Raw genomic sequence first — 13,077 nt, forward strand, 5'->3', positions numbered from 1 at the left:
GGCGCCGTGGGGACGGGCGCCCCGGGCACGGCCGCCGAAATCCACCCCGGAATACCCGACGGGCACGAACTACTCGCCGCCTGCTGCGGCCATATCGGCGACCACGCCGACGACCATCCGGTCACCCGGGCCGCCCGTCAACTGGCCGAACTGCACCTCGCCCGCCGTCGCTCCCCGGTGCGCGCCGCGGAGATCGACTGCCGTAGAAGGGAAATCGTCGTCCACATCGACCGCTGGGTCAGCGACCGCACCGGCGCCCCGGCGCATGCGCGGTCTCTCGGCGCGGCCGTCGACGGACTCGCCGCCGCGCAGGTGCGCGCCACGGTCCTGCTGCGCGACGCCGAGACGGTCGACGACGAACGAATCCGGGCCGCATGGTTTCTGGTCGGCTCCCTCGCCAACTGGTGGGGCGAACTGGTCGAGCAGCATGTCGGCAATGCCCGCCCGTATCCGCGCCGGCGTCCGCGCGGACCGCGATAGCGCAGGCGGCCCTTATACCGGTCGCGCCTCGATCACGGATTCCGGTGACACCGTCTCGGTGATGCGGGTCAGCGTGAAACCGCAGCGCGCGAGCAGAGCGCGGTAGTCACCGGCGGTGCGCTCGCGGCCGCCGCTGTTGATCAACATCTCCAGGTCGGTGTACTTGCCCGGATGCGGCCGATTGCCTTGGGGCAAAACGATTTCCACGACGATCAGCCGGGCGTGCGGGGCCATCGCGGCGCGTACGGTGCGCAGGATCTGCTCGGCGCGCGCATCCGGCCAATCGTGAATCACGTGTTTGAGCAGATACGCCTCCGCGCCCGCGGGAACCGATTCGAAGAAGGACCCCGGAGCCACCTCGGCTCGCCCGTCGAATCCGGCGGCCGCGAACCGCTCCGCCGCGTCGGCCACCACATCGGGCAGGTCGAACAGGATGCCCCGGGTGCCGGGTGCGCGCGAGAGGATCTCGGAGAGCATCGCGCCGCGCCCACCGCCGACGTCCACGATCGTCGCAAAGCGCCCGAAATCGTATGCGGCGAACAATGATTCCGTGGTGAGCGATCCGATGCTGGTCATCGCGCGGTCGAACAGATCACCGAATCGACGGTCGGTGCGGATGTATTCGAAGAAAGGCGCCCCGTCCAGCTGTGGCCCCACCGGCTTGCCGGTCCGTACCGCATCGACCACATGTGTCCAATGCGCCCGGTGCGTGGCCGAACCGAAGAACAGTGCGGCATCACGCAGCGATTCCGGGGAGTCGCTGCACAGCGCACGAGCGGGCGCGGTGAGCCCATACCGTCCGTCGCGTCGCTGAGCGAAGATGCCGTGACTGATGAGCAGCCGCAACAGCCGGCGCAGCGCATCCTCGTCCGCACCCACGCGCCGCGCCAGCTCGGAGCCGGTGAGCGGTCCCCGCGCCAGCTCATCGGCGATCCCCAGCGCCGCCGCCGCATGAATCGCCTGTGCCAGCCACCCCGCCGCCAGCAACTCCATCAACGACAGCGGCGCCGGCGCCAACCGCCGATAGGCTTCGCCGAGCGCGTAGCGAACGGTCTCGACGGCCCGCACCACCGGCAGCGGCGGCAGTTTCGGTAACCCGAACACCATGCACAACTCCTCCGATAGGCGGACAGGGTCGCGCTCCGCAGCCTACGGCGTAAACCGGAAACGCGGCCACCGTAACGCGGGACTGTGGAGACTGCCCGTCGCGGGGTGGGGCCGCTGCTCGGTCACGCGTTGTCGGCATGTGTGGTCGGGATGAAGTCGAAGGCGGGGGCTCCGGCGTCGCTGTTGGTCGGATCGGGGCGCTCACCGGGGGCGGTGTCGGGCGGCGCGCGCGGATGCGGGAGTAGCTGGGGCATGTCACGCCATGCGGTGTCCGCTGCGTCTCACTCGGTGGTGCCGGCTCCGTCCCGGCTCTCGGCGTGTGGGTGGCCGATCGGAAAAAGTATGGGGCTCAACAGATATTGTGTCCGGCCGTCGGCCGGCTCGTTGTGCAGGCGCGGAACGATCGCGGCACGCAAATCGGCGATGAGGTCCGCCAGCTCGTCCGGGTCGAGCCACAGGGCATGCTGGCGGTATCCGACGGAGTCGGTTGCGGGATCGGCGTTCTCACGATCGAGATAGGCGTTGAACTCCGCGAGCAGGGTGGTCATCGCGGTGGTGAAGACGGCGCGATGCTCGTCACGGCTCGCGGCGGCCACCGCGTCGGCGTCGATGACGGCCCGCTCGCGGCGCAGCCGGTAATGCCGCTCCACCGCCCCGCGCACCCGCCGCTCCTCGGTCACCTCGAGAATCCCGCCAGCGGTCAGTAGATCCACGTGGCGATAGACCGTGGCCTTCGAGACGTCGGGAAGGCGCGCGCACAACTGCGCGGTGGTCAGCGTATGGCCGCCCGACATCGCGTGCACGATGCGCAGGCGCACCGGATGTGCCAGCAGTTCGATCGGTCCCATTGGCAAATCTTCTCATTCTTGCTACCTTTCTCAAAATTGAGAAAGATATAGCCGCGATATGCGGTGTAAGGGAGGACCTGATGAACCGCAACGACGCCGCAATGGGTGAGACCGTGGTCCGGATGCTGTGCGCGGGCCGGTTCGGCGAGGCCTACGAGCATTTCGGGACCTCGCTGCGCGCATTGCTGTCGCTGGAAAACCTCATCGCCGCTTGGCATCGGGAGATCGGGCCGGGTGCGACGCCCGGTGCAGCGGAGGACCGCGACGGCGTAGTGGCGGTGCCGGTCCTGGACCGGGAGGCGACGATCCTTATGTCGGTCGTGCGCGGGAAGCTGAGCGGCCTGCGCATCGCGCGCGATGTGCCGCCGTGGCAACCGCCGCACTACGTCGACTCGGCGGCGTTCGACGAGGAGGAGATCGACCTCGAGACCGCGGCCGGTCCGGTCCCGGGCACGGTGAGTGTTCCGCGTCGTCGCGCCGCGCGGCATCCCGCGGTCGTATTGCTCAGTGGCGGTGGGCCTTTCGACCGCGACGGTACGGCCGGCGCGAACAAGACGATGAAGGACATCGCCTGGGGCCTGGCCACCGGTGGGGTTGTCGTGCTGCGGTTCGACAAGCCGAGTCATCTCGAAGCGGCGCGCGGTGGGAACTGGGCGGACATCACTCCGACCGCCGATTACGTGCCGCCGGCGATCGCGGCGGTCCGGGCGCTGCGGGCGCGTGCCGACGTCGATCCGTGCCGGGTATTCGTCCTCGGGCACAGCTTGGGTGGCAGATACGCGCCGCGCGTCGCGGCGGCCGAACCGGCGATCGCCGGTGTGATCCTGCTGGCCGCCGATACCCAGCCGATGCAGCGCGCGGCCGTGCGCGTCGCCCGGTATCTGATGACGGTCGCACCGGAGTCCGCGCGAGCAATGCTGCCCGATCCCGAGGAACTTCTCGTCCAGGCCGAACGAGTGGAACGCGCCGATCTGTCCGAATCCACTCCGGCCGACGAGTTGCCCCTGGGGATGGCGGCCGGCACCTGGCTGGACCTGGGCGAATACGACCCGGTCGCCACCGCGCTCGCGGCGCGCAAGCCCATGTTCATCGCCCAGGGCGGACGCGATTATCAGGTCACCGTCGCCGACGATCTGGCCGGTTGGCGGCAGGCTTTCGACGGCCGGGGCGACGTGGACATTCGCGTATACGAATCCGACGACCACATGTTCTTCCCGGGAAGCGGTGCCTCCACGCCGTCGGATTACGAAGCGCCACAACACGTCGACGAGGCTGTGATCGCCGACATCGGATCCTGGGTGGCGGCGGTCGCGGTCGGGGAGCGGGGGGCCCAGGCGGCCGGCGGGCGATCGTAGGGGCGCGGCTGCGAGTCGGAACGAGCGGGCGCCGGATGGTTGGAGCGGAACTCAGCCCCGGCGTGCCCGTCGTTCGTTCGGTTCGCCGGGCCCTGCGGCCGAAAGTGTCCGAGCGGCCGCGGATTCCGCTACCGACGCGATCTCGGGGTCGCCGGTGATGCCCGCGGTGACGATGGCCCCCTCGGCGAGCAGGTAGATCGCGTCGGCGGCGTCGGTCCCGGTCGCGTCCACCCATTCGGCGATCATGGTGCGAAACGCCGCCTTGTGCGACCGCACTTCCGCCAGGACGGCGGGGGAGTCGGCGCCGAGTTCACCGTGGATATTGATCCACGCACAGCCGCGAAATCCCTTCTCACCGAACCAGTTCCGAAGCCACTCGAAGATCGCCAGAACCCGCCGCGAGGGGTCCTCGTGCCGTTCGACATGCTCGGCCAGCGCATGTCGCCATCGCTCGTCGCGGCGGCGCAGCATCGCCACGACGAGGTCCTCCTTGGTCGGGTACATCGAGTAGATCCGCTTCAGCGACAGACCGGACGCTTCGCGGATCCGGTCCATGCCCACTGCCTGCACGCCGTGCGCGTACATCAACTGCTCGGCGGCGTCGAGCAGCGCCGTGCGGTCGGACGCATTCCGTTCGGCACTGAGTGTGGCGGGCATGGACCGGACTCCCTTGACATCGAGAACGTACGTTCCCTACCGTAACGCATCGGTAGAGAATGAGCGTTCTCCGTTGAAAGGCAGGAATCCGATGTCCGAAGCACGCCCGCCCTATCCGCCGTTCACCCTGGAAACCGCCACGCAGAAGGTGCAGGCGGCCGAGGATGCGTGGAACACCCGCGACCCGCGGCGGGTTGCGCTCGCGTACACACCCGACTCGGCCTGGCGGAACCGGGACGAATTCATCACCGGCCGGGAACAGATCGTCGAATTCCTGACCGCGAAGTGGGAACGCGAACTCGACTACGCGCTGCGCAAGAGCCTGTGGGGCTTTCGCGAAAACCGCATGGCCGTCCGGTTCCAGTACGAATGGCACGACCGTACCGGTCAGTGGTGGCGCAGCTACGGCAACGAGCTGTGGGAATTCACCGACCAGGGGTTGATGGCACGCCGAGAGGCGAGCATCAACGATGTGCCCATCACCGAGGCCGAACGCCGGATATTCGGTCCGCGCCCGGCCGCGGAGCACGGGGTCGACATCCCCCTGCGGTAGCCGTCGGCGGTGATCAGTAACCGGCGGCCGGATCGATTCGGGCGATGAGCTCACGCCCCTGCGCGAAGCGGCGGACGTTCTCGGCGACGTGTTCGGCGAACGCGGCCGTCCGCAGCTGCGGCGGGTTGGAATCGTGCGGAGTGATGATCACATTAGGGAGGTCCCAGAGCGGATGACCATCGGGGAGCGGTTCGGGATCGGTCACGTCCAGGCCCGCGCCGCCGATGGCGCCCTGCCGCAGTGCGGCAACCAGAGCTTCGGTGTCGATGAGCGAGCCGCGGGCGACATTGACCACCCACGAATGCGGTTTCAGCTGGGCGAGTTCGTCTTTGCCGATCAGGTGCCGGGTGCCGTCGGTCGCGGGGGCGGCGACGACCACGTGATCGGCGCGAGTCCACACGTCCGAAAGCCGTTCCGCCGGAACCGTGTCCGCCACGTTGGGAGCCTCGATCGGCCGGCCGGAGCGGTTGACGGCGATCACCCGAGCCCCGAACGGCTCCAGCATGGCGATGACCTCACGACCGATACCGCCCGCGCCGACGACAGCGACGGTCGCCCCGCGCAGGGTCCCGATATGGGGAAAGAACTCGCCCTGCCGCCAGCTGTGGGCGCGGATATGTTCCGGCAGATACCGCACACCGGCGAGCAGCAGCGCCATCGTGCCCTCGGCAACACTTTTCGCGAAAGCGCCTGCGGCCGAGGTGAACACCACATGGGGACGGCGTTCGAAGATGCCGGCGGCGAAGAACTCCTCGACCCCGGCGGAGTACAGCTGCACCCATTCGATCGATGCGGGCAGGTCGGGGAATCCGTTCGGACCACCGTCCCACACCAGCGCCCTGGCATCACCCAGCTCCGCGAGTTGTGCTCCCGCGCCGGTGATCGCCTGTGCCACAAGGTCGTCGGTGATCGGTGCCAGTGCGATGCGGGGTGCGCCCGTCATGCCTCGTGTGCTCCTTCGTCGTCGAGGTCCACCTCGACCCGGTCGCGGTCCGCCCACTCCAGCAGCGTAGTCAGGTCGAAGACCGCGTCGTCGATGCCCGCGTGCAGATCGCCGAGTTCGGCGTAGCGGGCGGGGACGGTGTTGATCGTGAAGTCGTTCGGTTCGATATCCGGAATCTCGTTCCACCGCACCGGGGTCGAGACGGTCGCGGCCGCATTCCCCCGTACCGAGTAGGCGGCGGCGATCGTGTGATCGCGGGCGTTCTGGTTGTAGTCGACGAACAGCAGTGCCGGATCGCGGTCGCGGCGCCACCACGTCGTGGTCACATCATCGGGGGCGCGGCGCTCCACCTCCTGCGCGAAGGCCAGCGCGGCGCGGCGCACCTGCTGGAAGCCGTGCTCGGGGGCGATGCGCACGTAGATGTGCAGGCCGTGCCCGCCGGAGGTTTTGGGCCAGCCGACCGCGCCCAGCTCGTCGAGAACCTCGTGTGCGACCTCCGCGACGCGCTGAACCCGCGACCACGGGCAATCCGGCATCGGATCCAGATCGATGCGCCATTCGTCCGGCTTCTCGGTGTCGAAGCGGCGCGAGTTCCACGGATGGAACTCCACCGTCGACATCTGCACCGCCCAGATCACGTCCGCCAGTTCTCGCACGCACAGCTCGTCCGCATACCGGTTGTAGCGCGGAAAGTGCACGCGCACGGTCGGAATCCAGTCCGGTGCCCCCGCCGGCAGCCGCTTCTGATGTACCTTCCCGCCCGGCAATCCCTTCGGGAAGCGGTGCAGCATGCACGGCCGGTCCCGTAGGGCGTTGACGATCCCGTCGCCGACGCTCAGGTAGTACTGCACCAGATCGAGTTTCGTCGCCCCGAGTTCCGGGAAGTACACCCGATCGGGATTCGACACCCGCACCGTATGCTCGCCGACTGTCAACTCCACCGCCGGCGTCGACTTACTGGTCACCGGATCGACGATAGTGGGTGATCGATCGCCGGGCACTGTACGCGCCGCGTGCGGGCCTCACGTCGGGGTCGCCAGGGCGAAGGGGAGGACGGCGGGGGCGCCGGCGTGGCGGAGGGTGCACGCCGCGAGGGTGAGGGTCCAGCCGGTGTCGGTGTGGGTGTCGACCAGCAGGACGGGAGTGTCGAGGCCGGTGAGGTCGGGGGTTTCCCACGAGTCGAACAGGGCTGCGACGCGGTGGGCCGAGTTGGCCGCCGACACCGGTGGCCGGTCGGGCCGGGTGTGCATGACCCCGAGGTCGGTGAGACGGCCGATGCGCGCCAGGCGGGCGGCCAGGTCGGCGGCCAGCGCGGGATGCGTCGCCGATTGCAGTGCCATCACCGCCCCGGGGCGTTGCGTCCAATTCCATTCGCGCAGAACGGCGATGCAGGCGTCGACGATGTGGTCGGGCGCGGGGCCGTCGGGGGCGTCGAGCAGGGTTCGCAGGCGCTGGCCCCACCCCAGATCGCTGAGCCGGCCCAACACCCGGCCCACCTCCGGGCCGTCGGATATCTTGCCGGACAACGGAACTCCCAGCTTCGACAGCCCGGCCGGCCATTGCTTGCGGGGGAGCAGATCGATTCCGGGCCGGTCCAGCCGGGCGCGGACGGTGGCCATCTCGTCGGCGTCGACCGAGACGTCGAAACGGCGGCCGGTGCAGTTGTCGCAGCGACCACAGCCGGGCGCGTCCGGGGCGAGGCCCGGATCGTCGAGTTGGCGGCGCAGGAAGTTCATCCGGCACTCGGTGGTGCTCTGATACTCGAGCATGGCGTTCTGTTCCGCTTCGCGCGCCCGGTCGAGGCGCTCGTAGCGTTCGGTGTCGTAGGTCCACGGTTGCCCGGTGGCCAGCCAGCCGCCGCGCACCCGCCGCACGGCGCCGTCCACATCCAGCACCTTGAGCACCATCTCCAACCGCGACCGGCTCAGTTCCACCAGCGGTTCGAGGGCCACCGTGGACAGGGGCCGTTCGTAGTCCAGCGCGGCCAGCACCGACCGCACCACCTGCTCCCGCGGAAAGGCCACGGAGGCAAAGTAATTCCAGATCCGCCGGTCCTCGGGACCGGGCAACAGGATGACCTCCGCGCGGTTGGAAGGGCCGGAGCCGCTCGCGACCAGTCCGCGTCCGGCGCGGCCGACCTGCTGGTAGTAGGCGATGGGGGAGGAGGGGGCGCCGACGTGGACCACGAAGCCGAGGTCGGGCTTGTCGAAGCCCATGCCGAGCGCCGACGTGGCGACCAGCGCCTTGACTTCGTTGTCCAGCAGCGCCTGTTCGAGGGTTTCGCGTTCCCCGGGTTCGGTGCGGCCGGTGTAGGCCGCGACGGGGTAGCCGTGGTCGGCGAGGACGTCGGCCAGGTCGTGGGCGGCTGCGACGGTGAGGGTGTAGATGATTCCGGAGCCGGGCAGCTCGCCCAGTTGCCGGCTGAGCCAGGTGGTGCGCTGGACGGCGTCGTCGATCCGCACGACGGACAGATGCAGCGACTCCCGGTCCAGGGTGCCGCGCAACACCAGGGTGTCGGTGCCGATCTGCGTGGCGACGTCGGTGACCACGCGGTCGTTGGCGGTCGCGGTGGTCGCCAGCACCGGGATGTCCTCACCGAGGTCGGCGATCAGGGTGCGGATGCGGCGGTAGTCGGGGCGGAAATCGTGCCCCCAGTCGGAGATGCAGTGCGCCTCGTCGACCACGACCAGGCCGGCGTCGGCGGCCAGTTTGGGCAGCACCGAATCGCGGAAATCGGGATTGTTCAACCGTTCCGGACTGACGAGCAGCACATCGACCTCACCGGCGGCGACCCGCTGGTGGATCTCGTCCCATTCGGTGACGTTGCCGGAGTTGATCGTCTCCGCGATCACGCCCGCCCGGCGCGCGGCGGCGACCTGGTTGCGCATCAACGCCAGCAGCGGCGACACGATCACCGTCGGCCCGCGCCCCTGCGACCGCAGCAACCGGGCGGCGATGAAGTACACCGCCGATTTGCCCCAGCCGGTGCGCTGGACGACGAGCGCCCGCCGCCGCTGGACGACCAGCGCTTCGATGGCCGTCCACTGATCCTCGCGCAGCCGCGCCTCGGGCCCGGCCAGCTCGCGCAGCAGGGATTCGGCGGATTCGCGCAGCTCGGTGGTAGTCACGCGCTCCATCGTGCCCGACCCCTCCGACGCCTGGCCACCATCCGGCTACAGCCGCACCCGGTGCCCGGAAACTCGGTCCGAGAATCGGCCGGCCTGGCGGAGGACCGCCCGGTCGCGGCGCTATCTAACCGGTTTCGGCGGCCAGCGCCAGCAGCCGGTCCCGGACGAGGTCCGGTCGCTCCTCCGGGATGAAATGCCCGCAGCCGTGGACATATTCGACGGTGTAGTCGTCGGCCCGCGCGGTCTCCGCGGCCGCCAGCGCCGGGTGGATGGCCGCGTCGCCGGTGCCGAACAGCGCACGGATCGGGATCGTCGCGCGGCGGCGTTCCGGATGACGGGCGGCGGGAAGTTCCCGCAACCAGAAGGTGCGGTAGGTGTCGGTGGCCGCGCGGGCCACCGCCGGATCGCGGAACCGCTCGCCGTAGATCCGGGCGAGTTCCGGGGTGAATGTGCGCCGGGACTCGGCGTTGAGCCGCAACAGGCGATCGACGAACGGCGTGTACCGCTGCAGCGGTACGCCGAATGTGGCCACCAGCGGCTGGTACATCAGGAAGCGCCACGCATGCGGCGCGAACGTCTTGGCGGTGATCCACGGGTGCGCGATATTGAGCGGCAGATAGCCCTCGAACCGCTCCGGCTCCCGCAACACCATCAGGAATCCGACGAACCCGCCCCAGTCGTGACCGGCGAGCAGCAGCCGGGACAGTTCGAGTTCGTCGACCAGCGCCAGCAGATCGGAGGCGACGTCCTCCTTGGCCCAGCGATGCGGAGGTGGTCCGGACCATCCGTACCCCGGCAGGTCCGGGGCGATGAGGCGCAGCCCGGCGGGGGGATCGGCGAGCAGATGCCGATAGGCGTAGTGGTGCTGAGGCCATCCGTGCAGCAGCAGCACCGGCCGGCCGTCGGGCACACCGGCCTCGGTGACGTGGAATCGCACGCCGCGGGCCTCGATGAAACTGCGGCGCACTCCGGGAATTTCGGGCGGTCGGGCAGATCCGGATGTCGAGGGCATAGCCGATGCTAACCATCGGCAACCCGGGACCGCCACGCCACGAACGTTTTCCGCCCGGCGTCGGGCATTTTCGGCCGCGAGGCAGGACAATGAGGGCGATCGGACTGCGAGGTCCACTGGCATGCGCGGGAATGCGGGAGGAACGGGCGATGGCCAAGAAGTTCGAATCACCTGCGGATTGGGCCCCACCGGGGGCGCAGTTCCAAAGCCGCGGTGTCACCAGCCGGACCCTCTCGGGCGTGCTGTTCGGGCTGATCGTGACGCCTATCGGAATCGCGTTCGCCGCCAAGGGGGGAGCCGATATCCGGTACTGGGTCATCGTCGGTGCGGTGACCGATCGCTGGACCGCGGCGCTGGAGATCTTCGGCGGCTCCCTGCTGTTGTTGTTCGTCGCGGCGATGGCGGCTTTCTCGCCGGTCGGCACGATCGTGGCCAGTCTGGTGTGGGGGATCTTCCCCGGTGTGCTGCATCTGCTGTACCCGGACGACACCTTCCGCCTGATCGGCGACCTCCCCTTCACCGATGCCACGATGCAGGTGGCGCTGCACTCCTGGGTGACCTACGGCTTCGCGCTCATCTCGGGCATGATGCTGCTGGGCGCGGGCATGGTGGGGGTGCTGCGCAAATAGCTCCGGGCGTTCCGGCACGCCGACCACGGCATGCCGGAACGAATCCGCATCAGCCCTTCACGCACAGCACCTGACGCAGCGTCGCGACCACGTCGACCAGATCGCTCTGCGCCGCGATGACGGTGTCGATGTCCTTGTAGGCCGCGGGGATCTCGTCGATCACCCCGGCGTCCTTGCGCGACTCCACACCGTCGGTCTGCGCGATCAGATCCGCGACGGTGAACTGCCGCTTGGCCGCATTGCGGCTCATGCGTCGGCCCGCACCGTGCGATGCGGACTGGAACGAGGCGGGATTTCCCTTGCCCCGCACCACATACGAGCGGGTACCCATGGATCCCGGAATCAGAGCGAGGTCACCGGCCCCGGCCCGGACAGCGCCCTTGCGGGTCACCAGCATCGGCATGCCGTCGATGATCTCTTCCGACACGTAGTTGTGGTGGCAGGAGATGGGCTCGTCGAAACGCACCGCCAGCGAATCGAATTCGTCACGCACCGCACCGCACACCAGGTCGAGCATCACCGCCCGATTGCGCGCCGCGTACTCCTGTGCCCAGGTGAGGTCGCGCCGGTAGGCCTCCATTTCCGGTGTGCCGGAAAGGAATACCGCCAGATCGCGATCCGGCAGATCCCGGTTCTGCGGCAGGGTGCGTGCCACGGCGATATGCCGCTCCGCCAGTTCCTTGCCGATATTGCGGCTTCCGGAGTGCAGCAGAATCCACACGCGCTGTTCGGTGTCGAGGCAGACCTCGATGAAGTGGTTGCCGCCGCCGAGGGTGCCCATCTGCTTGTGCGCCTTGGACTCTCGCTGCTGCACCGCCGGGTCGAGATCGCCGAACCGGCTCCAGAACGCGGACCATCCGGCGCGCAACGTGGCGCCGGTCGCCCGGCGGCCGTGCACGTCCATCTGCAGGCGGGTGACCTTCACCGGCTCCTTGTGCGCGTTGAATCCGACCGGAACGGCCGCCTCGATGCGCGAACGCAGCGAATGCAGATCGTCCGGCAGATCGGAGGCGGTCAGCGAGGTCGCGACCGCTTCCATCCCGCAGCCGATGTCGACGCCCACGGCGGCCGGGGCGACGGCGTCCTGCATCGCGATGACGGATCCGACCGTGGCTCCCTTACCGAGATGCACGTCGGGCATCACGCGGACGCCGTAGACCCATTCCAGTTGGGCGAGGGTGCGCAGCTGCTGCAGCGCGGCCGGCTCGACCTCGTGCTCGTGGGCCCACATGAGCGTCTGCGCCTTGGTGCCGCGCAGCTCGACGGGAAACATGATCCGATCCTTTCGTGAACGAACTCTCCCTGTTCACGGTAGGGATCTCGGGGCGAGGACGCACTCGAATATTCGATCGGTTGCCCGCCGCGGGCGACCGCGCGTCAACCGATCGGCCAGGACCTCCGCTGGACGGTCACGGGGTGCTCCCCACGCGGAGCGCGAACGCCCGGCGCAGCGCCGCGAAGGCGCGTTCGTTCGCGGCGGCGGTGTCGGGCAGCACATCGCCCATGGTCATGAACCCGTGGAACATGCCCTCGTAGCGGTGCACCTCGACCGGGACACCGGCCGCGGCCAGATGCGCCCCGTAGGCCTCGCCCTCGTCGCGCAGCGGGTCGTACTCCGCGGTGGCGATATGCGCCGGAGGCAGTCCGGCCGGATCCGCCAGCAGGGGTGCCGCGTACGGATCGGTGCCGTCGGCATCGCCGAGGTACTGCTCCCAGTACCAGCGCAGATGATCGTCGGTGACGAAATAGCCCTGTGCGTTGTCCCGGTACGACGCGCCGGCGCGCGTCGGGTCCAGCATCGGATACATCAGCAGCTGCGCTGCCACCGCCGGGCCGCCCAGATCGCGCGCCATCAGGGCCGCGACCGCCGCCAGATTGCCGCCCGCGCTGTCCCCGGCCACGGCGATCCGGGTGGGGTCGCCACCGTACTGCGCGATGGCCGCGCCGATCCAGCACAGCACGGCGTACGCGTCCTGCGCGGCGGCCGGGAACCGATGTTCCGGGGCTTGCCGGTAATCCACCGAAACCACCAGTGCGCCGGTCTCGTTCGCCATCGTCCGGCAGAACTGATCGTGGCTGTCGAGACTGCAGATCACGAAGCCACCGCCATGGCAGAACAGCACGACCGGCAGCGGCCCGGCGCCATCCCGCGGGGTGTACACCCGCACCGGGATGTCGACGTCATCAGGGCCCGGGACGATCGAATTCCGCACCGTCGCAACCGGAATCGGCACGACCGGCGCCGCTGGGCGGGACGCGAGCTGTCGCCGGGCCTGGGCCGCGTCGAGCACTTCGGTTCCGAGCTTGGGAAACGCGGCGGTCGCCGCATCGACCACCGCGCGTGTATGCGGCGTCATCGGCATGG

The 13,077-nt window shown here is 69.1% G+C and carries 14 protein-coding genes; 4 read left to right on the forward strand and 10 right to left on the reverse strand.

The annotated features are described in order from the left end of the window. Window positions 1-480 (forward strand): hypothetical protein (locus NE2_RS36210; protein ID WP_063025389.1); only part of this gene is annotated, 480 nt, incomplete at its 5' end. A gap of 12 nt (window positions 481-492) precedes the next feature. On the opposite strand, the gene NE2_RS08340 is transcribed toward NE2_RS36210, so the two are convergent. From NE2_RS08340 to NE2_RS08345, 3 genes are all read right to left on the reverse strand, one after another. Next, window positions 493-1,587, reverse strand: coding sequence for a methyltransferase (locus tag NE2_RS08340; protein ID WP_063025391.1), 1,095 nt, complete (start codon window positions 1,585-1,587; stop codon window positions 493-495). A gap of 122 nt (window positions 1,588-1,709) precedes the next feature. Continuing rightward, the gene (locus NE2_RS37430) at window positions 1,710-1,841 is read right to left on the reverse strand and encodes a hypothetical protein (protein WP_267468902.1); all 132 of its coding nucleotides are present in this window, start codon (window positions 1,839-1,841) and stop codon (window positions 1,710-1,712) included. Window positions 1,842-1,868: 27 nt separating this feature from the next. After that, on the reverse strand, window positions 1,869-2,435 hold the full coding sequence (locus tag NE2_RS08345) for a helix-turn-helix domain-containing protein (RefSeq protein ID WP_063025393.1): 567 nt from the start codon (window positions 2,433-2,435) through the stop codon (window positions 1,869-1,871). A gap of 80 nt (window positions 2,436-2,515) precedes the next feature. Between NE2_RS08345 and NE2_RS08350 the strand changes: the two genes are divergently transcribed. After that, on the forward strand, window positions 2,516-3,790 hold the full coding sequence (locus NE2_RS08350) for an alpha/beta hydrolase family protein (RefSeq protein WP_063025395.1): 1,275 nt from the start codon (window positions 2,516-2,518) through the stop codon (window positions 3,788-3,790). 51 nt (window positions 3,791-3,841) lie between these two features. Here the strand turns inward: NE2_RS08350 and NE2_RS08355 are convergent, their stop codons facing one another. Further along, entirely contained in the window at window positions 3,842-4,447 is a 606-nt protein-coding gene (locus NE2_RS08355; protein ID WP_063025397.1) for a TetR/AcrR family transcriptional regulator, read from the reverse strand. 91 nt (window positions 4,448-4,538) lie between these two features. Here NE2_RS08355 and NE2_RS08360 point away from each other — a divergent pair, with 91 nt between their 5' ends. Continuing rightward, a complete protein-coding gene (locus NE2_RS08360; RefSeq protein ID WP_063025400.1) occupies window positions 4,539-5,000 on the forward strand; it encodes a nuclear transport factor 2 family protein in 462 nt (153 codons plus the stop codon). A 13-nt stretch (window positions 5,001-5,013) separates the two neighbouring features. Here the strand turns inward: NE2_RS08360 and NE2_RS08365 are convergent, their stop codons facing one another. From NE2_RS08365 to NE2_RS08380, 4 genes are all read right to left on the reverse strand, one after another. Further along, a complete protein-coding gene (locus NE2_RS08365; RefSeq protein WP_063025402.1) occupies window positions 5,014-5,943 on the reverse strand; it encodes a D-isomer specific 2-hydroxyacid dehydrogenase family protein in 930 nt (309 codons plus the stop codon). After that, window positions 5,940-6,908 (reverse strand): non-homologous end-joining DNA ligase, encoded by a 969-nt coding sequence (gene ligD / locus NE2_RS08370; protein WP_063025404.1) that lies wholly within the window; start codon window positions 6,906-6,908, stop codon window positions 5,940-5,942. Before ligD ends, NE2_RS08365 begins: the two co-directional genes overlap by 4 nt. Before the next feature lie 57 nt (window positions 6,909-6,965). Continuing rightward, window positions 6,966-9,080, reverse strand: coding sequence for a RecQ family ATP-dependent DNA helicase (locus tag NE2_RS08375; RefSeq protein WP_063025406.1), 2,115 nt, complete (start codon window positions 9,078-9,080; stop codon window positions 6,966-6,968). A 115-nt stretch (window positions 9,081-9,195) separates the two neighbouring features. Continuing rightward, window positions 9,196-10,083 (reverse strand): alpha/beta fold hydrolase, encoded by an 888-nt coding sequence (locus NE2_RS08380; RefSeq protein WP_063025408.1) that lies wholly within the window; start codon window positions 10,081-10,083, stop codon window positions 9,196-9,198. Window positions 10,084-10,232: 149 nt separating this feature from the next. Here NE2_RS08380 and NE2_RS08385 point away from each other — a divergent pair, with 149 nt between their 5' ends. Continuing rightward, window positions 10,233-10,712: a hypothetical protein gene (locus NE2_RS08385; protein WP_030512770.1), complete on the forward strand. Its 480-nt coding sequence runs from the start codon at window positions 10,233-10,235 to the stop codon at window positions 10,710-10,712. A gap of 49 nt (window positions 10,713-10,761) precedes the next feature. On the opposite strand, the gene NE2_RS08390 is transcribed toward NE2_RS08385, so the two are convergent. Next, window positions 10,762-11,985 (reverse strand): RtcB family protein, encoded by a 1,224-nt coding sequence (locus NE2_RS08390; protein ID WP_063025410.1) that lies wholly within the window; start codon window positions 11,983-11,985, stop codon window positions 10,762-10,764. Between the two features lie 136 nt (window positions 11,986-12,121). After that, entirely contained in the window at window positions 12,122-13,075 is a 954-nt protein-coding gene (lipP1, locus tag NE2_RS08395) for a LipP1 family hormone-sensitive lipase (RefSeq protein WP_063025552.1), read from the reverse strand. Window positions 13,076-13,077 lie beyond the last annotated feature (2 nt).

The organism is Nocardia elegans NBRC 108235 (genome assembly GCF_001612845.1).
GTDB classification, from domain to species: Bacteria; Actinomycetota; Actinomycetes; order Mycobacteriales; family Mycobacteriaceae; genus Nocardia; species Nocardia nova.